Source organism: Streptomyces sp. NPDC030991 (assembly GCF_055571235.1).
On record NZ_JBVIFR010000006.1, the window covers coordinates 256,624 to 276,900 of the forward strand.

Consider the following 20,277-nt stretch of genomic DNA (forward strand, 5'->3'; position numbering starts at 1 on the left):
ACGGAGTCCCCGTGTCGCTGCCACCCCTGGTCGAGCCAGCTGCTGAGCTCACCGTAGACGAGGTCCGCAGGTACTCCCGCCACCTGATCATCCCGGATGTCGGGATGGACGGGCAGAAGCGGCTGAAGAACGCCAAGGTGCTCTGTGTGGGCGCCGGCGGCCTCGGGTCGCCGGCCCTGATGTACCTGGCCGCGGCCGGCGTGGGCACGCTCGGCATCGTGGAGTTCGACGAGGTCGACGAGTCGAACCTGCAGCGTCAGATCATCCACAGCCAGGCCGACATCGGCCGGTCCAAGGCGGCGTCCGCGAAGGACTCGGTCCTCGGCATCAACCCGTACGTGAACGTGATCCTGCACGAAGAGCGGCTCGAAGCCGAGAACGTGATGGACATCTTCAGCCAGTACGACCTGATCGTCGACGGCACGGACAACTTTGCGACGCGCTACCTCGTCAACGACGCGTGCGTCCTGCTCAACAAGCCCTACGTGTGGGGTTCCATCTACCGCTTCGACGGCCAGGCCTCGGTCTTCTGGTCCGAGCACGGGCCGTGCTACCGCTGCCTCTACCCGGAGCCCCCGCCCCCCGGCATGGTCCCCTCCTGCGCCGAGGGCGGTGTCCTGGGCGTGCTGTGCGCGTCCATCGGCTCCATCCAGGTGACCGAGGCGATCAAGGTCCTGGCCGGTGTCGGCGACCCGCTGGTCGGCCGCCTCATGATCTACGACGCTCTCGAGATGCAGTACCGGCAGGTCAAGGTCCGCAAGGACCCCGACTGCGCGGTCTGCGGCGAGAACCCGACCGTCACCGAGCTCATCGACTACGAGGCCTTCTGCGGCGTCGTGTCCGAGGAGGCGCAGGAAGCCGCGGCCGGTGCGACGATCACTCCCAAGCAGCTCAAGGAGTGGATCGACGAGGGCGAGAGCATCGAGATCATCGACGTCCGCGAGCCGAACGAGTACGAGATCGTCTCCATCCCGGGCGCCAAGCTGATCCCCAAGAACGAGTTCCTCATGGGCACCGCCCTGGAGGGCCTGCCGCAGGACAAGAAGATCGTCTTGCATTGCAAGACGGGTGTCCGCAGTGCGGAAGTCCTCGCCGTGCTGAAGTCCGCGGGCTTCGCGGACGCCGTGCACGTCGGCGGCGGCGTCATCGGCTGGGTCCACCAGATCGAGCCCGACAAGCCGGTCTACTGAGCCATCACTCGGCCGTGACCTTCCCGGACGGGCCTCGCGCACTGCGCGCGGGGCCCGTCCGGCATGTCGGGGACCCGCTGCGCGCCGGAGCCGTCCACGGTCAGGAGCACACCTTGCCGTCGCGCGGTATTCGTCCCTCCAGCAGATAGGCGTTGACCGTCGAGTCGACGCAGGAACTGCCGGAGCCGTAGGCCCCGTGCCCTTCACCCTTCCAGGTCAGCTCGACACCGACGCCCTTGCCCAGTTCGTCGGCCATGCGCCGCGCGCCCTCGTAGGGAGTCGCCGGATCACCGGTGTTGCCCACCACCAGCACCGGCGCCGCTCCCGGGGCGCTCACGTCCGGGTCGTCCCATTGCCCCGGCACGGGCCAGTCGTGACACCAGCCCGCGGTGTCCCAGCCCATGTACGGCCCGAAGACGGGTGAGACCGCACGGAACTTCGCCAGCCGCGCCTTCGTCTGTGCCGTCGTGGGTCGCGCCCTGTCGTCGAGGCAGGAGATCGCACGCTGCGAGTGGCTCGCGGTCCCGTAATGCCCGCGCGCGTCACGGTCGTTGTAGGCGTCCGCGAGCGCCAGCAACGCTGTGCCGTCGCCCTTCTCCGCGTCACGCAGGCTCCTCGTCAGGGCAGGCCAACTGTCCTTGCTGTACAAGGTGACCGCCATGGCTGTCGTGGCGAGCGACTCGTTCAGCTCGCGGCCGCCCGCCGTGTGCAGCGGCCGCCTGTCGAGCCGCTGCAGGAGCGCCACGATCTCGCGCGAGCCCTCTTTCGGATCCTTGCCGCGGGACCGGAAGTAGTTGTCGAGGGCACGCTGGAATCCACGCGCCTGGTTCTCGGCCTGTCCGACTCGCCCGGCCGTCGGGTCGATCACCCCGTCCAGAACGAGTTTGCCGGCCTTGGCGGGGAACAAGTGGGCGTAGATCCCACCGAGTTCGGTGCCGTAGGAGACGCCCATGTAGTGCAACTCGTCGTCCCCGAGGGCTTGCCGCGTCAGGTCCAGGTCACGGGCCGCCTCGATGGTCGACAGATGGCTGAGCAGCTCACCCGCCTTCTCGCAGCCCTTGCCGAAATCGGTGGCGTCCTTGAGGTAGGCGTTCTCCTCCGCCGCGGTGTCGGGCGTGAGGTCCAGGGCTTCCGCGGCCTGTGTGTCCTTGTCGCTGCGACAGCGCACGCCCTCGCTCGCCGAGACCCCCCGCGGGTCGAAGCCCACCAGGTCGTAGCGCTCGCGCAACTTCGCGTACTGCGGGGCGAAGGCCGGCAGCAGGGCGACACCGGAGCTGCCCGGACCGCCGAAGTTGAACAGCAGGGAGCCGATCCGGTCGTCCCCGTCGCCCCGGGCCCGGGCGCGGATGAGCGCGAGGCCGATGGTCGGCCCGTCCGGCTTCGCGTAATCGAGCGGGGCCTTGAGTGTCGCGCACTGCCAGTCGGATCCGGGCGCGGGCGCGCTCGCGGACGCCCGGCACCGGCCCCAGTCGAGACGCTGGGTCGTGAGGGAGGAAGGGAGCCGGGGCGGCGCGGCCGTGCGCGGCTTGCCGGCGGCGGCGGATCGCGAGGCGCCGTCCGACGACGGTTTCGGATCGCCCCCATCGCCTCCCCCCGAACCGCTGCAGCCCGTGGCCAGACCGGTCGCGAGCACGACGGCCACCGTCAGCGCGAGTGTGCGGACCCCTGTTCCCGCACGTGTGCGTGCGCCTGAGCGAGCACGCGAAGCCTTCGGTGCCATGGCACCTCCCCCTCAACCGCCCCCGTTCGGGAGACAGTCAGGCCATCGTAGGAGGAGGTGCCGATATCCGTTCCGGCCTGTGGACAACTCCGAGATCACGAACAAACCGTTCCCTCTTTCGGGGTCCGTCCGTCGAGAAGGTAGCTGTTCACAGCGTTCTGCACACACGTGCTGTCGCTGTCGTACGCGCCGTGCCCCTGCCCCTTGTACGTCAGCTCGACACCGACGCCGTCGCCCAGCGCGCCCACCATCTTCCGCGCGCCCTCGTACGGGGTCGCGGGGTCGCCGGTGTTGCCGACGACGAGGATCGGCGGGGCGCCGGGAGCGCTGACGTCCGGATGGTCCGCGGCGCCGTCGACGGCCCAGCCGGTGCAGCCGAGCATGCCCCAGGCCAGGTAGTCGCCGAACAAGGGGGACGCGGCACGGAACTCCGGCAGCTTCGCCTCGATGTCCCTCGCCGAGTAACGCGGCTTGGCGTCGGCGCAGTTGATGGCGATGTTGGCGGCCTGGGTGTTGCTGTACCTGCCGTCCTCGTTGCGCCCGTTCATCGAGTCGGACAGCAGCATGAGGACCTTGCCGTCGCCGTCGTACGCCTGCTGGAGACCCTCGGTGAGGTACTGCCAGAAGTCCTGTGAGTACAGGGACTGGGCGATCCCGTTGGTCGCGGCCGTCTGTGTGAGGTCGCGCGGGAAGACGCCCGGGATCGGCTTCTCGTCGAGCTCGTCGAGCAGCTTGGCGATCTTGTCCTTGACGTCCTGCGGAGTGTCGCCGACCGGACAGCCCTCGGCTTTGGAGGTGCAGTCCTTCGCGTAGTTGTCGAGGGCGAGCTGGAACCCTTCGGCCTGGCCGAGTGAGCTCTGCTCCGGGTTCTGCGTGGGGTCGACCACACCGTCGAACACGGCACGACCCACCTTCTTGGGGAACAAGTGAGCGTAGACACCGCCGAGTTCGGTGCCGTAGGAGATGCCGAAGTAGTGCAGCTTGTCGTCGCCCAGGACGTGGCGCATCAGGTCCATGTCGCGGGCGGCGTCGGTGGTGCGGACATGGGGGAGTGTCTTGCCGGAGTTCTCCTCGCAGGCGCCGTTGAACGACTTGACGGCGGAGGTGAGCTTCTTCTGTTCTGCCGCGTCGTCGGGTGTCGAGTCCTGTTGGAAGTATTCGTCGAGCTGCTCGTCGTCCTCGCACCGGACGCCGGCGCTGCGGCCCACTCCGCGCGGATCGAAGCTGACGAGGTCGTAGCGGGTGCGCAGGCGCGCGTAGTCGGCGCCGAACGCGGGCAGGCTGGTGACGCCCGAGCCGCCCGGGCCGCCGAAGTTGAAAACGAGCGAGCCGATGCGCCGGTCCTTGTCACCGCTCGCCTTCGCGCGGATCAGCGCCAGGTCGATCGTCCGACCCTTGGCGTCGGACCAGTCGAGGGGCGCCTTCATGGTGGCGCACTGCCATGCGGCGCCCCCGGGCAGCGGGGACGGCGCGTCACCGCCGCCCTCCGATTCCGCCGGTGCGGGGCAGTCCTTCCAGTTCAGCGTCTGGGAGGGCAGATCCACGCTGTCCTTGGACGCGCCGCAGGCCGTGAGCGAGGTGAACAGCAGAACGGCGGTGACGGCCAGGGCTGCGGCGCGGGACCGGGGCGGGGTGGGCATGCGTCCATCCTGCGGCGGCCTCGTGCGGGGCGCTCGGGGTGCGGGCTGTGCGGGTGAGGTCGGTTCAGGCGGCCTTGTCCAGCAGCGGCGGGCCGCGGTGCCTACAGGGCGCCCTTGCGCGTGAGGTGGTTGAAGAACAGCCAACCGGGCAGCACGGGCAGCCACAAGGTGAGCAGGCGGTACAGCAGCACTGCCGGAGCGGCTACTTCCTTGGGCAGGCCGACCGCGATCAGGCCCACTGTCAGTGTCGCCTCGACGGCGCCCACTCCACCGGGGGTCGGCGCGGCGGACCCCAGCGCGTTACCGGCCAGGAAGACCACGGCGACGCTGGCCAGACTCAGGCTCGTCGTGTTGTCGCCGAAAGCTCGGATCGAGGCGTCCAGGCACATCACGAAGCAGGCCGTCAGCAGCAACATGCCGCCGATGCCGGTGAGCAGCTTCCGGGGGCGCTGGAGCACATCGAGCATGCGCGGTACGACACCGGCGAACAGTGACCGCACGCGCGTGACGACGAACTTCCGCAGGAAGGGGATCGACGTCATGACAAGGACGAGCACGGCGACGGTCAGCAGACCGGCGATGACGGTGCGGGACGGCGACAAGGAGGGCGTTTTCTCGGTCCCTGTCAGGTAACCGAACGTCAGCAGCAACAGGATGTGGCTGCCCATGCCGAACAACTGCGAGGCACCGACACTGGCGACCGCGAGCCCGGGGCGGACGCCCGCGCGCTGCAGGAAACGGGTGTTGAGCGCCACGCCGCCGACCGCCGCCGGGGCCACGATCTTCACGAACGACCCGGCGACCTGTGCGGAGACGGTCCGCGTGAAGGGCACACGCTCGGGTACGAAGCCCAGCAGGCTCATCGCCGCGGCTACGTAGCTGAGTGCGGAGAACAGCACCGCGAGGCCGACCCAGCCCCACTCGGCCTCGCCGACGATCGCGGCGAAGTCGATGTGGGTGAGCTGCGACAACAGGAAGTAGGCGCCGATCGCTCCCGCGATGAAACTGATCAGTGTGCGGGGCCGGATGCGCTCCAGGCGGGCCGGTTCGACGGGTGCCTGGGGGCGGATGCGGAGCACCTGGTGGCGGATCTGGGTGAGCAGGTCCTCCTCGCGCGCCTCCTCCAGGGCCACGTCCAGGGCGCGCTTCTCGGCCTGCCGCTCGGCCTTCTCGGACTTCTTCTCGGCGCGTACGGACTTCTTGCCGTCGCTGTCGACCTCGGCGATCTCTTCCAGCCGCGCCTGCTTGGCCTTGCTGGAAGCCTCCAGGACGGCCTCGCGCTCGCGCTGGGCACGCTCACGTCCGAGCTTGCGCAGCGTCGCCCTGGTGGAGCGGGTGAGCGCGATGGGCTGGAGCAGCGGCAGACAGTCCGCGACGGCGTCGGGGCCGAGGACACCGACGGCGGAGGCCACTGCCCGCTCGGCGCCGACCCGCAGGCCCAGCGTGGTGAGCATCTGGGCGATGTCCATGCGCAGGACCAGGTCGCTCGCGGCGATCTCGCCGCCGCGCAGATCCGTGAGGATCACCGTGCCGGAACGATCCACCAGAAGGGCGTCGCCGGCCAGCCGCCGGTGCGCGATCCTCCGGGACTGCAGTGCCTGTACCTGGTGCCAGGTGTCGCGCAGCAGCCCGTCGGTGATCTCTCCGTCGGGCAGTGAGTCCAGGGTCCGGCCGCCGAGGTGCTCGTACACGAGGATCACGGCGTCGGGGCCCAGCTCGGAGGTGGCGATCAGCTTCGGCGCGTTCGCCCCGGCGGAGATCGCCGCGTAGGCGAGCAGGGCCTCCTGCTCCAGGGCCTGGCGCAGCGACTGGAGGCTACGGCGCTGGGTGATGCCGCGCAGCGTCAGACGTCGCCATACGCGGTAGAAGAAACCTTGTGCCTGTTGTTCACGGTCGACGACGGTGACGTCCAGCGGTGGACCGTCCTCCAGGGTGACGAAGTAGCGCCGCCCTCTGTCACCGTTCTCCGTGGCGCCCTCATGGGCCTCTTCCCGGGAGGCGCTGACGGGGTGGAAACCGACGTGCCGCAGGCCGGCGAGGAGCGTCTGCCCTGTGGGCCGCACATTGGGCGAGCCGACCGCGTAGAGCGTCCCGTAGGCGACGGTCCATCCGATGAGGATCGTCAGGATGATCGAGAACGGTGTGGTGTAACCGGTGACCAGCATCGCGAACGCGTCGAGCAGCAGCACCACCCACAGCACGACGCGCCATCGTGGTCGCCGGGACATACCGACAGCTGTCATGTAGGCGATGACGGGCGCCAGGTAGCCGTGCACCGGGTCGGTGAGCGCGTGGATGTCGCCGGGCGACACCTTGGTGAGCGCGTCCTGGATGGACTGCGGCGCGGCCTTGGCGACCCAGAGATCGGTCGCGAGCGTCACCCCATGTGCGAGGACCGCCGCGAGCACGCCGTCGGCGATCCGCAGTCCGTCGCGCTTGATGAGCCGCTCGATGGCGAACGCGACCGGTACGAGCAGGATGGCGATGCTGGAGGCGAGACCCGCGAACTTGGTCAGCAGGTCAGGAGCCTGCCCGGTGCCCTTGTTGATGTCCTGGGCGAAGCCCGAGGTCGTGGCGTGCGCGAACGCGGCGATGGCCAGCAGGACGGCGATCGCGAGCACGCCGACGAGCAGGCGCATCAGGTCGGAGGGGCGGTGCACGCGCGCGGGGAGCAACGGTTCGTCACCCTCGACGCGCTCCGCGTGCATGTCCGCGTCGACACAGTCGGGATCGTGCAGAGGCTGCTCGTGCTTCGTCTCGGCGGCCTGCCCGGCCGCTTTCTCAGGGCGCGCCGGTGTCACAGAGGTGCCCTCCGCCTTGTCGGGGTGCACGCTCTGCTGCTCCGTCGTCTCTTCTTGATCTCGTATCACCAGTCACCGCCCGCACGATGGTGGCATGTCCCATCGCCATAGGGGGGTATCAGGGTGCATTCGAGGAACGCGAAGTTGTCGGCAGGCGCATTCTCGCCGGTCTCGCGGTGTTGTCGGTGCCGTGCGGCAGGATGGGCCGGATGAGCGAGGAGAGTGAGCGGGCAGGTGAACTGCCGGAGTACGCCGAGCGCGTCCTCGAGGTCGCCGAGCTGATCCCGGCCGGTCGGGTCCTGACCTACGGGGACGTCGCCGAGTGGCTGGAGACGGGCGGGCCGCGCCAAGTGGGACGTGTGATGTCCCTCTACGGGGGCGCCGTGCCGTGGTGGCGCGTGGTGCGGGCGGACGGATCGCTGCTCCCGGGGCACGAGCTGAGTGCGCTGGCTCACTACAGGGAGGAGAGCACGCCGCTGCGCGACGCCTCCCGCGCCTCCGAGGGCCACCTGCCGCGCCTGGACATGAAGCGGGCGCGATGGGACGGCCGGGCGTGTACGGAAGCTCACAATTGACAGCTTCGGCCATCCCGCGCGCGGGTGAGGCACTGGTGATCCGTACGAGGGAAAAGGCGTGCTCGGGGCGGTTCGCCACGGCTGTGCCCGGTCGTGAGACTGGGCACACCTGGGCCGGGAGGGACGTGAGGGAGGCGCCGGAAGCTCGGCTTCCGCCACACTCGACGGCGTAGCGTCGTCGGCACCGTCGATGACAGACACCTCCTTCACCCCCCTGGCCGCCGCTGCACGCGGACGGCACCTCCCTCACCTGCACACCCACCAGGACCAGCGATCCACGTGAGCTCCTCTTCGTCCACCCGGCCCCTGTCGCACCACCAGGTTCGACAGGCGATCCCGGGTGCGTATCGGCTGGTGCGCACCCCGGCGGTTCCCGCGGCCCCTCCTCGTCTGGACGCAGCCCAGCGCGCGGTGGTTGACCACACCCACGGCCCGCTGCTCGTCCTGGCCGGCCCGGGGACGGGCAAGACGACGACCCTGGTGGAAGCGGTGGCGGCACGCATCGCCAAGGGCACCGCACCCGAGCGCATCCTTGTGCTCACCTTCAGCCGCAAGGCCGCCGTCGAACTGCGTGACCGCATGGCGCTGCGCATAGGAGCCGCGCGCACCCCGCAGGCGACGACTTTCCACTCGTACTGTTACGCGCTGGTCCGCGCGCACCAGGACGCGGAACTCTTCGTGGAGCCCCTCCGCCTTCTGTCGGGCCCCGAGCAGGACGTCGCCGTACGCGAGCTGCTCGCCGGCCAGATCGACCTGGAACAGGCCGGGCTCGCGCATGTGCGCTGGCCCGACGAGCTGCGTGCCTGCCTCACCACGAGGGGCTTCGCCGACGAGGTGCGCGCGGTCCTCGCCCGCAGCCGCGAGCTGGGCCTGGGCCCTGCCGCCCTGGATGCCTTCGCCCGCCGCATCGGGCGCCCCGACTGGCGCGCGGCCGCCACGTTCCTCGCCGAGTACCTGGACGTCCTCGACATGCAGGGCGTGCTCGACTACGCGGAACTGGTGCACCGTGCCGTGCTCCTCGCCCACCGTCAGGAGATCGCCGACCAGCTCGCCGCGCAGTACGACGCCGTGTTCGTCGACGAGTACCAGGACACCGACCCGGCGCAGGTCCGGCTGTTGCACGCGCTGGCGGGCGGCGGCCGCACCCTGGTCGCGTTCGGCGACCCGGACCAGTCGATCTACACGTTCCGCGGCGCCGATGTGAACGGCATCCTGGACTTCCCGCACGACTTCCCGCGCGCGGGCGGCACGCCCGCGCCGGTCGAGGTCCTCACCACGTCGCGGCGCTCCGGAAGCGACCTCCTGGAAGCCACGCGCCGTGTCACCCAGCGGATGCCCCTCACCCGCCTGCCCGCCGAGAAGGTACGGGCCCACCGCGCGCTCACGCCCACCCGTGACGGAGGCCGGGCCGAGGTCTACACGTACCCGACGTCCGGCGCCGAGCTCGACAACGTCGCGGACATCCTGCGCCGGGCCCACCTGGAGGACGGGGTCCCATGGAGCGACATGGCCGTCCTGCTGCGTGCGGGCGCCCGCAGCATCCCGGCGGTGCGCCGCGCGCTCACGGCGGCAGGCGTCCCCCTGGACATCGACGGCGACGACCTGCCCCTGCGCCACGAGCCCGCCGTCGCGCCGCTGCTCACCGCCCTGAAAGCGGTGGCGCAGAGCCCCGTGGAGGGGGACGCGGACGACAACACCGAGGCCGCGTCCCGCTTCGACACGGAGACGGCTCTCACCCTTCTGACCTCACCACTGGCCGGCATGGACGCCGCCGACCTGCGCCGCCTCGGACGCGCCCTGCGCGAGGAGGAGCGCACCGCGGGCAACCATCTGCCCCCGCCCTCCGACGAACTGCTCGCCCGCGCCCTCGCCGAGCCCGAGCGTCTCGCCCTGCACGATCCCGCCTACGCGCGCGGTGCACAGCGTCTCGGCGCCCTCCTGGCGACCACCCGTCAGAAGCTCGCCGACGGAGGCACCGCGGAGGAAGCCCTCTGGGAGCTGTGGAACGGCACCCCGTGGCCGCAGCGCCTGGAGCGCGCCGCCCGGCGCGGTGGCGCGGCAGGCCGCAACGCGGACCGTGACCTGGACGCGGTGTGCGCCCTGTTCGCCATCGCCTCCCGCGCGGAGGAGCGCACCGGAGGCCGCGGTGCCCGCAACTTCCTCGAGGAACTGGAAGCACAGGACATCGCCGCCGACACCCTCGCCGGGCGGGCCGTACGCCCCGACGCCGTGCGTCTGATGACCGCGCACCGCTCCAAGGGCCTGGAGTGGCGCGTGGTCGTCGTCGCCGGTGTGCAGGAAGGCTTGTGGCCGGATCTCCGCCGCCGGGGCTCCCTCCTGGAAGCCGACCGCATCGGACGCGACGGCCTCGCCGAGCCGCTCACCCCCGGCGCGCTGCTGGCCGAGGAGCGACGCCTGTTCTACGTGGCCGCCACGCGCGCGCGGGAGCGGCTCGTCGTCACCGCGGTGAAGGCTCCGGCGGACGACGGCGACCAGCCGTCGCGGTTCCTCACCGAACTCGGCATCGAGCCCAAGGACATCACCGGCCGGCCGCGTCGTCCGCTGGCCGTGGCGGCTCTCGTAGCGGAGCTGCGGGCCACCACGGTCGACCCCCGTGTCTCCGACGCCCTGCGAGAGGCCGCGGCCCGGCGCCTGGCCCGCCTCGCCGCACTCGGCGACGACGACGGCAGGCCGCTCGTACCGTCCGCCCACCCCTACCGCTGGTGGGGCATGTACGAGACCACGGAGAGCAAGATCCCGCTGCGGGACCGCGACAAGCCCGTCGTGCTCTCGGGAAGCGCCCTCGACCAGCTCGCCAACACATGTGCGCTGCAATGGTTCCTGGGCCGTGAGGTGAAGGCCGACGCCCCCGCCACCGCGGCCCAGGGGTTCGGCAACGTCGTGCACGTCCTGGCCGACGAGGTCGCGTCCGGGCGCACCCCGGCCGATCTCGCCGTCCTCATGGAGCGTCTCGACTCCGTGTGGGACGCCCTCGCCTTCGACGCGCCCTGGAAGTCGGCGCAGGAGAAGGAGCACGCGCGCGTGGCGCTCGAACGCTTCCTTCAGTGGCACGTCACGGACCGCACCGGCCGCACCCCCGTCGCCAGCGAGCACGCCTTCGACGTGACCCTCGAAGCAGGCTCCTACGAAGTCCGCATCCGCGGCTCCATGGACCGCGTCGAGCGCGACACCGAAGGCCGCGCCTATGTGGTCGACTTCAAGACCGGCAAGCAGGCTCCCAGCGCGGCCGACGTGGCCCGCCACCCGCAGCTCGCTGTCTATCAGCTGGCCGTGCGCGAGGGCGCCGTGGACGAGCCCTTCGACGGCGCACGGCCCCACCCGGGCGGCGCCGAGCTGGTCCAGCTGCGCCAAGGAGCCCCCAAGAAGGACGGCGGCGAGACCTTCCCCAAGGTGCAGGCGCAGGAACCCCTCGAAGGGGAGTGGGTCGGCGACCTCCTCGCCACGGCCGCGGGCAAGGTCCTCGACGAGCGCTTCGCACCGACCACGGGCCAGCACTGCACGCACTGCGCCTTCCGCGCCTCGTGCAGCGCGCGACCCGAGGGGCACCACGTCGTGGAGTGACGTGCGCCTCCGCCGAGCCGGAACGGGCCGGCGCTGTCAGTGGTGCCGGTTAGCCTCGGTGAGGTGACCACACGCCTCACCGACCCCGAGCAGCTCAAGGAGCTGCTGGGCATCCCGTTCACCCCGGAGCAGACGGCCTGCATCATCGCGCCGCCCGCCCCGCAGGTGATCGTGGCCGGAGCCGGTTCCGGCAAGACGACGGTGATGGCCGCACGCGTGGTCTGGCTCGTGGGCACCGGGCAGGTCGCGCCCGAGCAGGTCCTCGGCCTCACGTTCACCAACAAGGCCGCGGGTGAGCTGGCCGAGCGCGTCCGCAAGGCTCTCGTCAGAGCGGGCGTCACCGACCCCGACAGCATCGACCCGGACAATCCGCCCGGCGAGCCCGTGATCTCCACGTACCACGCCTTCGCCGGCCGGCTCCTGACCGACCACGGGCTGCGCATCGGTCTCGAACCCACGACGCGGCTGCTCGCCGACGCCACCCGCTTCCAGCTCGCCGCGCGCGTGCTGCGCGAGGCGCCCGGCCCGTACCCCGCCCTCACCCGCTCCTTCGCCGACCTGGTCAGCGATCTGCTCGCCCTCGACGCGGAGCTGGCCGAGCACCTCGTACCACCGGCGCGACTGCGCGCGTACGACCGTGACCTGCAGCGCTCCCTCGAAGGCGTCAAGCTCAGCAACGCGGATCTGCGCAAGGTCCCCGAAGCCGCCGCCGCCCGACTGGAGCTCACGGAACTCGTGGGCCGCTACAGGGAGGCCAAGCGGGCCCGCGACGTCCTGGACTTCGGCGACCAGATCGCCCTGTCGGCCACGCTGGCCGACACCCGGCCCGAGGTCGGCGAGATCCTGCGGGACGAGTTCCGCGTCGTCCTGCTCGACGAGTACCAGGACACCTCGGTGGCCCAGCGGATCCTGCTGGCGGGCCTGTTCGGCGGAGAGACCGGGCACGCCGTGACGGCCGTGGGCGACCCCTGCCAGGCGATCTACGGATGGCGCGGCGCATCGGTCGCCAACCTCGACGACTTCCCGCGCCACTTCGCGTACGCAGACGGCCGCCCGGCCACCCGCTTCGCGCTCAGCGAGAACCGGCGCAGTGGCGGCCGCCTCCTCGACCTGGCCAACGGGATGGCGGAGCCGCTGCGCGCGATGCACGCGGGCGTGGAGGCCCTGCGGCCCGCCCCGGGAGCCGAGCGGGACGGCATCGTGCGATGTGCCCTTCTGAAGACCCACAGCGAGGAGATCGACTGGCTCGCGGACTCCATCGGTCACCTCGTCGCCACGGGGAAGGCGCCCGGCGAGATCGCCGTCCTGTGCCGCACCGCGACCGACTTCGCCGAGATCCAGGGGGCCCTCGTCGCCCGCGACATCCCGGTCGAAGTGGTCGGCCTGTCAGGGCTGCTGCACCTTCCCGAGGTCGCCGACCTCGTCGCTGTCTGCGAGGTGCTCCAGGACCCCGGGGCCAATGCCTCTCTGGTGCGGCTGCTGACCGGCCCCAGGTGGCGTATCGGCGCGCGTGACCTCGCCCTTCTGGGACGCCGGGCCCGCCTCCTGGTCGCCCACGCGCGCGGCGGCGACGAGGACGACCCGGACCGCCGCCTGGCCGAGGCCGTCGAAGGCGTCGACCCGGCCGAGGTGATATCGCTCGCGGACGCGCTCGACACCTTCCTGGAGACCTCGGCGGAGGCCGACGGGGACGACGACGGGCTGCCCTTCTCGCCGGACGCGCGCGTGCGTTTCGCCCGGCTCGCCGCCGAACTGCGCGACCTGCGCCGCTCACTGTCCGACCCGCTCATGGACGTCCTGCACCGTGTGCTGGCCGTCACCGGGCTGGAGGTCGAACTCTCCGCGTCCCCGCATGCGCTGGCGGCCCGGCGCCGCGAGACGCTCTCCAACTTCCTCGACATAGCCGCCTCCTTCGCGGCCAACGAGAGTTCCGCGTCCCTGCTCGCCTTCCTCGGCTTCCTGCGCACCGCGGCCCAGTACGAGAAGGGCCTCGACAACGCGCTCCCGGGCGGCGAGAACACCGTGAAGGTGCTCACCGCCCACAAGTCCAAGGGCCTCGAGTGGGACGTCGTCGCCGTGCCCGGACTCGTCAACGGCACGTTCCCGAGCGCCCAGGGACGCGAGAAGTGGACGGCCCAGGGCAAGGCCCTGCCGCACGAGCTGCGCGGCGACGCCGCGATCCTGCCCGACATCGAGGCGTGGGACGCCAAGAGCATGAAGGCCTTCCACGCCGACATGAAGGACCACCAGCACACCGAGGAACTGCGTCTGGGCTACGTCACGTTCACCCGCCCCCGCACGCTGCTGCTGGGCTCCGGCCATTGGTGGGGCCCTTCCCAGAAGAAGCGACGCGGACCGTCCGACTTCCTTCAGGCGCTGTACGAGCACTGCGCTGCCGGCCACGGCGAGATCGAGGTCTGGGCGGACGAGCCGGCGGAGGACGAGGAGAACCCGGCCCTTCAGGAGGCTGCGGCCGAGCACGCCTGGCCCCTGCCGCTCGACGAGACGTCCATGGCCCGCCGCCGCGCGGCTGCCGACACGGTCCTCGCCCACCTGGAGCGCGCCGCGCATCCCGCGGAGGCCCGCGCGCACACGCAGACCCACCCCGCCGCCCATCGTGAGCAGCCTTTCGAGGACCCCGACTGGCCGCCCCCGCCCGACGACGACCTTCCCGACGAGCCGTACGGGGCGTACGAGGCCCTTCCGGATCACGGTGCCGTCGAGGACGAGGAGTTCGGGAGCGACCTCCCGGGTGACTGGGAGGACCTGCCCACCGAGCGCCCCGCGCTGCCGCACCCCGCGCCGGAGCCCGAGCCGCTGTCCCACGCGCGCGTGCCGGAGCCGCAGGGCACGCAGACGGCGCCCGCCGTCCCGCACCCCGCGCCCGCCCCCGAGACGGTGCTCACCGCGGAGGAGGCCCGCACCATCGACTCCTGGGACCGCGACCTCGACGCCCTCACCGGCGAGCTGCTGCGCGCCCGCGCCGGGGTGCGCGACGTGCCCGTGCCGCACTCGCTGACCGCGTCCCAGGTACTGCGCCTGGCCGCCGACCCCGACGGCCTCGCCCAGGAGCTGGCCCGCCCCATGCCACGCCCGCCCCAGCCTGCGGCGCGCCGGGGCACCCGCTTCCACGCCTGGGTCGAATCCCGCTTCGAAGAACTGCGATTGCCCATGATCGACCCGGAGGAGCTGCCGGGCAGCGACGCGGAGATCGCCGACGAGCAGGACCTGGAGGCGCTCAAGGAAGCCTTCGAGCGCACCCCGTACGCGCACCGCACCCCCTACAGGATCGAGCTGCCCTTCCAGCTGGCCGTCGCGGGCCGCGTCGTGCGCGGTCGCATCGACGCCGTCTACAAAATGGGGGACGGCGACGAGGTGGCGTACGAGATCGTCGACTGGAAGACCGGCCACCAGCAGAGCGGCGACCCGCTCCAGCTCGCCGTCTACCGGCTCGCCTGGGCCGAGCAGCAGGGCGTCCCCCCGGAGGCGGTGAGCGCCGCCTTCGTGTACGTACGCAGCGGGGAGACGGTCCGCCCGCGGCGGCTGCCCGGCCGTGCCGAGCTGGAGAGGCTCCTCACCGAGGAGCCGCAGGTCCCGGGCGACTCCGCGGAGGAGCCGCCGGACGAGCACGCTCCGGTGGGGGACTAGGCTCGTGAGCATGAGCAAGCCCGTTGACAGCGCCGTCAGCACCGTCCGCGCGTACATCGAGGACCACCGTGCGGCGTTCCTCGACGACCTCACCGCGTGGCTGCGGATCCCCTCCGTGTCCGCCCAGCCCGCCCACGCGCCCGACGTGCGGCGCAGCGCCGACTGGCTCGCCGCACAGCTGGCCGCGACCGGCTTCCCCACCACCGAGGTGTGGCAGACGCCCGGCGCTCCCGCCGTCTTCGCGGAGTGGCCCTCCGGCGACCCGCAGGCCCCCACGGTCCTCGTCTACGGACACCACGACGTACAGCCCGCCGCCCGCGAGGACGGCTGGGACACCGAGCCCTTCGAGCCCGTCGTCATCGGAAACCGGCTCCACGCGCGCGGAGCGGCCGACGACAAGGGGCAGGTGTTCTTCCACACACTCGGAGTGCGCGCCCACCTCGCCGTGACAGGACGCACCGCCCCCGCCGTCAACCTCAAGCTGTTGATCGAAGGCGAGGAGGAGTCGGGCTCACCGCACTTCCGCGCGCTCGTGGAGGACCGGAAGCAGCGCCTCGCCGCGGACGCCGTGATCGTCTCCGACACCGGCATGTGGTCCGAGGAGACCCCCACCGTGTGCACGGGGATGCGCGGCCTCGCCGACTGCGAGATCGAGCTGCGCGGACCCGATCAGGACATTCACTCCGGCTCGTTCGGCGGCGCCGTCCCGAACCCGGCGACCGCCGCCGCCCGCCTCGTCGCCGCCTTGCACGACGAGCACGCGCGCGTGGCTGTGCCCGGCTTCTACGACGGCATCATCGAACTCACGGACCGGGAGCGCGCACTCTTCGCGGAGTTGCCCTTCGACGAGGCGCAGTGGCTGCGCACGGCCAAGTCCCACGCCACGTACGGAGAGGCGGGACACAGCACTCTGGAGCGCATCTGGGCCCGGTCCACCGCCGAGGTCAACGGCATCGGTGGCGGATACCAGGGCCCGGGCGGCAAGACGATCGTGCCGTCCTCCGCGCGACTCAAACTGTCCTTCCGGCTGGTCGCCGGGCAGGACCCCGACCACATCGAGAAGGCCGTCACCGCCTGGGTCGCGGAGCAGCTGCCCGCGGGGATCAGCCATACGATCACCTTCGGCGCCGCCACCCGGCCGTGCCTCACGCCGCTCGACCACCCGGCGCTCCAGTCCGTCGTGCGCGCGATGGGCCGCGCCTTCGAGCAGAAGATCCGCTTCACGCGCGAAGGCGGCTCGGGACCGGCCGCCGACCTCCAGGACGTCCTGGAGGCACCTGTGCTCTTCCTGGGCATCTCCGTCCCCTCCGACGGCTGGCACGCCCCGAACGAGAAGGTCGAGCTCGACCTCCTCATGAAGGGCGTCGAAACCACCGCCTACCTGTGGGGCGACCTCGCGGAGAACTGGACGGACGCACAGTGAACAAGTCCCGCCCCCTCCCGCCGTACATCCTGCTGAACCGCCCGTCGAACCACCCTTTCCACCGGGGGAGTTGGAAGCACCTGTGACCACCTGGACCGACCGCACCGCCGACCACGCCGCCAACCGGCCGCTCTCGCTCGCCGCGCCGAGCGGAATCGACCGTGCCGCGCACCATCGCCTCGACGAGGCATGGCTCGCCGCCGCGTGGAGCCACCCCACGACCCGCGTCTTCGTGGTCTCCGGCGGCCAGGTGCTCATCGACGAGACACCGGACGGCGCGACGGAACTGGTCATGACGCCGTCCTTCGAAGCGCCCCTCACCGAGGCCCACCGCTACTTCCTGGGCACGGACGAGGAAGGCGTGAGCTACTTCGCCCTCCAGAAGGACACGCTCCCCGGGCGCATGGACCAGTCCGCGCGCCCCGCCGGGCTGCGCGAGGCGGGTCTCCTGCTCTCGCAGCGGGACGCCGGCCTCATGGTGCACGCCGTCGCCCTGGAGAACTGGCAGCGACTGCACCGCTTCTGCTCCCGCTGCGGCGAGCGCACCGTCATCGCCGCCGCGGGCCACATCCGACGCTGCCAGGCCTGTGGCGCCGAGCACTACCCGCGCACCGACCCGGCAGTGATCATGGCTGTCATGGACGAGCAGGACCGCATCCTGCTGGGCCGCCAGGTGCACTGGCCGGAAGGCCGCTTCTCGACGCTCGCGGGCTTCGTGGAGCCCGGTGAGTCCATCGAGCAGTCGGTGCGCCGCGAGGTCTTCGAGGAGGCGGGCGTTCTGGTCGGCGAGGTCGAGTACGTCGCCAGCCAGCCCTGGCCCTTCCCCTCCAGCCTGATGCTCGGCTTCATGGCGCACGCCACCTCGACGGAGATCAACGTCGACGGGGACGAGATCCACGAGGCGCGCTGGTTCTCCCGCGAAGACCTGCGGGCCGCCTTCGAGACCGGGGAGGTCATGCCTCCCTACGGGATCTCGATTGCGGCCCGCTTGATCGAGCTCTGGTACGGCAAGCCCCTGCCGAAGCCCAACGACGCGCTGTGAGAAACGCGCTCAGACGCCGATCTTCTGCTTGACCTGCGCCAACGAGGGGTTGGTGAGCGTCGAGCCGTCGTCGAAGAGAACGGTCGGGACCGTCTGGTTCCCGCCGTTCGCCTTCTCGACGAACGCCGCGGAAGCCGGGTCCTGCTCGATGTTGATCTCGGTGTACTCGATGCCCTCGCGCGCCATCTGCTTCTTCAGTCGCTGGCAGTAGCCGCACCAGGTGGTGCTGTACATCGTCACAGTGCCCGGCATGTTCCTCGCGCTCCTTCGTGGCTGGGGATGCGTGTTCGCAATGAGTCGAACGTATGGGGCGCGGCGCCCATTCCCGCACGTCGGCCGCGGCCGGTACGACTAACACAGGTCGCCTGTGGACAACGCGACGCACCAGCCCCCGCCGACCTGGCAGCATGGCGGGGTGACAGCAGCAACGCACTCCACCCTGTTCCCGCAGGTCCCGGAATCGGCCGACGCGGTACTCGACGGGCTCGACCCCGAGCAGCGCGCCGTGGCGACGGCCCTGCACGGTCCGGTGTGCGTGCTCGCGGGCGCGGGCACGGGCAAGACGCGCGCGCTCACCCACCGCATCGCGTACGGCGTCCGCGCCGGGATCCTCCAGCCCGCCAGCGTGCTCGCCGTCACCTTCACCAACCGCGCCGCGGGCGAGATGCGCGGCCGGCTCCGACAGCTCGGCGCGGGCGGCGTCCAGGCCCGTACCTTCCACTCGGCGGCCCTGCGTCAGCTCCAGTTCTTCTGGCCGAAAGCAGTCGGCGGTGAGCTGCCCCGGCTCGTCGACCGCAAGATCCAGCTCGTCTCCGACGCCGCGACTGCCTGCCGACTGCGCCTCGACCGCGGTGAGCTGCGGGACGTGACCGCGGAGATCGAGTGGTCCAAGGTCACCCAGACCGTCCCTTCGGACTACGTGGCCGCAGCGCACAAGTCCGGGCGGGAAACCGTCCGGCACCCGGCCGAGATCGCCCAGATCTACGCCCACTACGAGGCGCTGAAGCGGGACCGCTCCGTCATCGACTTCGAGGACGTCCTGCTGCTGACCGTCGGCATCCTCCAGGACCGGCACGACATCGCCGACCAGATCAGGGCCCAGTACCAGCACTTCGTCGTCGACGAGTACCAGGACGTCAGCCCCCTCCAGCAGCGACTGCTCGACCTGTGGCTCGGCGACCGCGACAACCTCTGCGTCGTCGGCGACGCCAGCCAGACGATCTACTCCTTCACCGGGGCCACCCCCGACCACCTGCTCAACTTCCGCACCCGCCACCCCGGGGCCACCGTCGTCAAACTCGTCCGTGACTACCGCTCGTCGCCGCAGGTCGTCCACCTCGCCAACGGGGTCCTCGCCAGAGCCAGGGGCCGGGCCGCCGAGCACCGTCTGGAGCTGATCTCGCAGCGGGAGGCCGGACCCGAGCCGGTCTACGCCGAGTACGTCGACGAGCCCGCCGAGGCCGAGGGAACGGCACGGCGCATCCACGAGCTGATCGCCTCCGGCATCTCCGCGGGCGAGATCGCGATCCTGTTCCGGACGAACAGCCAGTCGGGCATCTACGAACAGGCACTGGCCGATGCCGGAGTCCCCTACCAGCTGCGCGGGGCGGAGCGGTTCTTCGAGCGTGACGAGGTGCGCAAGGCAAGCCGTTCGCTGCGCGCGGCAGCCCGCTTCGGGAAGAACGACGCGGAGCTCGACGAGGCCGTCGATCTGCCCTCCCAGGTCAGGGCGGTCCTGTCCGGCGAGGGTTGGACGACAGAACCCCCCGCGGGCTCGGGCGCCGTCCGGGACCGCTGGGAATCCCTCGCGGCCCTCGCCCGGCTGGCCGAGGACTGCGCGCGGGCCGAGCCCGCGGCCACCCTGTCCGACTTCGTGGCCGAGCTGGACGCGCGGACGAACGCGCAGCATGCCCCGACCGTGGAAGGCGTCACGCTCGCCTCGCTGCACGCGGCGAAGGGCCTCGAATGGGACGTCGTCTTCCTGGTCGGTCTCGCCGAGGGCATGATGCCGATCACGTACGCCAAGACCGACGAGCAGATCGAGGAGGAGCGCCGGCTGCTGTACGTCGGCGTGACCCGAGCCCGCTACCACCTGGGTCTGTCCTGGGCGCTGTCCCGCTCGCCCGGCGGGCGCCCCAACCGCAGACCGAGCCGTTTCCTCGACGGCCTGCGACCGGGCTCCACCGGCTCGGCCGGGCGGAGCGCGGTCCCGGGCCGCGGCGGCGTCGAGCACGGAACACGGCCGGACGCCGCCGCGCCGCTGAGCGTGGCCCGTCGCAGAGGCGCCAGAAAGGTGGCGCGCTGCCGCATGTGCGGGCGCACACTCGAGGCGGTCGAGATGAAGCTGATGCGCTGCGAGGACTGTCCTTCCGACATGGACGAGGGGCTGTACGAGCGGCTCATCGAGTGGCGCGCCCGTACGGCGGCCGGCCTCGGCCAGCCACCGTTCTGCGTCTTCACCGACAAGACCTTGATCGCGATCGCCGAGGCAGCACCGGAGGACGAGGGCGAGCTGTCCCGTATCCCGGGCGTCGGTGTGCGGAAGTTTCGCGCCCACGGATCCGATGTGCTGGCTATTTGCGCAGGTCAGATGCTGGGTGAGGAGCCCGATGAGGCTGACGGGGAAGGCTGATGCGAACTCGTCGCAAAAATAGTT

Annotated in this window: 11 protein-coding genes; 7 read left to right on the plus strand and 4 right to left on the minus strand. The window is 71.2% G+C overall.

Annotated elements, in window-relative coordinates; translation table 11 throughout:
- The first annotated feature begins 11 nt into the window (after positions 1-11).
- Positions 12-1,190 carry an adenylyltransferase/sulfurtransferase MoeZ gene (moeZ, locus tag ACZ45E_RS14375; RefSeq protein WP_468220522.1) on the plus strand — a complete coding sequence of 393 codons (1,179 nt, stop codon included), beginning with the start codon at positions 12-14 and terminating at the stop codon, positions 1,188-1,190.
- Positions 1,191-1,290: 100 nt separating this feature from the next.
- Here the strand turns inward: moeZ and ACZ45E_RS14380 are convergent, their stop codons facing one another.
- The 3 genes from ACZ45E_RS14380 to ACZ45E_RS14390 all read right to left on the minus strand — a co-directional run bounded on the left by ACZ45E_RS14380 (position 1,291) and on the right by ACZ45E_RS14390 (position 7,420).
- Positions 1,291-2,910, minus strand: a complete 1,620-nt coding sequence (locus ACZ45E_RS14380; RefSeq protein WP_468220524.1) for an alpha/beta hydrolase — start codon at positions 2,908-2,910, stop codon at positions 1,291-1,293.
- Between the two features lie 95 nt (positions 2,911-3,005).
- A complete protein-coding gene (locus ACZ45E_RS14385; RefSeq protein WP_468220525.1) occupies positions 3,006-4,550 on the minus strand; it encodes an alpha/beta hydrolase in 1,545 nt (514 codons plus the stop codon).
- 101 nt (positions 4,551-4,651) lie between these two features.
- Positions 4,652-7,420 (minus strand): lysylphosphatidylglycerol synthase transmembrane domain-containing protein, encoded by a 2,769-nt coding sequence (locus ACZ45E_RS14390; protein ID WP_468220527.1) that lies wholly within the window; start codon positions 7,418-7,420, stop codon positions 4,652-4,654.
- Positions 7,421-7,560: 140 nt separating this feature from the next.
- Here ACZ45E_RS14390 and ACZ45E_RS14395 point away from each other — a divergent pair, with 140 nt between their 5' ends.
- The 5 genes from ACZ45E_RS14395 (at position 7,561) to nudC (ending at position 17,621) form a co-directional block, all read left to right on the plus strand.
- Positions 7,561-7,926 carry an MGMT family protein gene (locus ACZ45E_RS14395; RefSeq protein ID WP_468220530.1) on the plus strand — a complete coding sequence of 122 codons (366 nt, stop codon included), beginning with the start codon at positions 7,561-7,563 and terminating at the stop codon, positions 7,924-7,926.
- A 279-nt stretch (positions 7,927-8,205) separates the two neighbouring features.
- Entirely contained in the window at positions 8,206-11,508 is a 3,303-nt protein-coding gene (locus ACZ45E_RS14400; RefSeq protein ID WP_468220531.1) for an ATP-dependent helicase, read from the plus strand.
- A 63-nt stretch (positions 11,509-11,571) separates the two neighbouring features.
- Entirely contained in the window at positions 11,572-15,156 is a 3,585-nt protein-coding gene (locus ACZ45E_RS14405) for a UvrD-helicase domain-containing protein (protein ID WP_468220533.1), read from the plus strand.
- A 10-nt stretch (positions 15,157-15,166) separates the two neighbouring features.
- Positions 15,167-16,579 (plus strand): dipeptidase, encoded by a 1,413-nt coding sequence (locus ACZ45E_RS14410; RefSeq protein ID WP_468220536.1) that lies wholly within the window; start codon positions 15,167-15,169, stop codon positions 16,577-16,579.
- An 82-nt stretch (positions 16,580-16,661) separates the two neighbouring features.
- On the plus strand, positions 16,662-17,621 hold the full coding sequence (gene nudC, locus ACZ45E_RS14415; protein WP_468220538.1) for an NAD(+) diphosphatase: 960 nt from the start codon (positions 16,662-16,664) through the stop codon (positions 17,619-17,621).
- Between the two features lie 9 nt (positions 17,622-17,630).
- Here nudC and ACZ45E_RS14420 read toward each other — a convergent pair whose 3' ends face one another.
- Positions 17,631-17,873 carry a mycoredoxin gene (locus ACZ45E_RS14420; RefSeq protein WP_324771166.1) on the minus strand — a complete coding sequence of 81 codons (243 nt, stop codon included), beginning with the start codon at positions 17,871-17,873 and terminating at the stop codon, positions 17,631-17,633.
- A 163-nt stretch (positions 17,874-18,036) separates the two neighbouring features.
- On the opposite strand from ACZ45E_RS14420, the gene ACZ45E_RS14425 reads away from it, so the two are divergent.
- Complete coding sequence (locus ACZ45E_RS14425; RefSeq protein ID WP_468220540.1) at positions 18,037-20,253, plus strand: ATP-dependent DNA helicase UvrD2; 2,217 nt, start codon at positions 18,037-18,039, stop codon at positions 20,251-20,253.
- Positions 20,254-20,277: the final 24 nt, after the last annotated feature.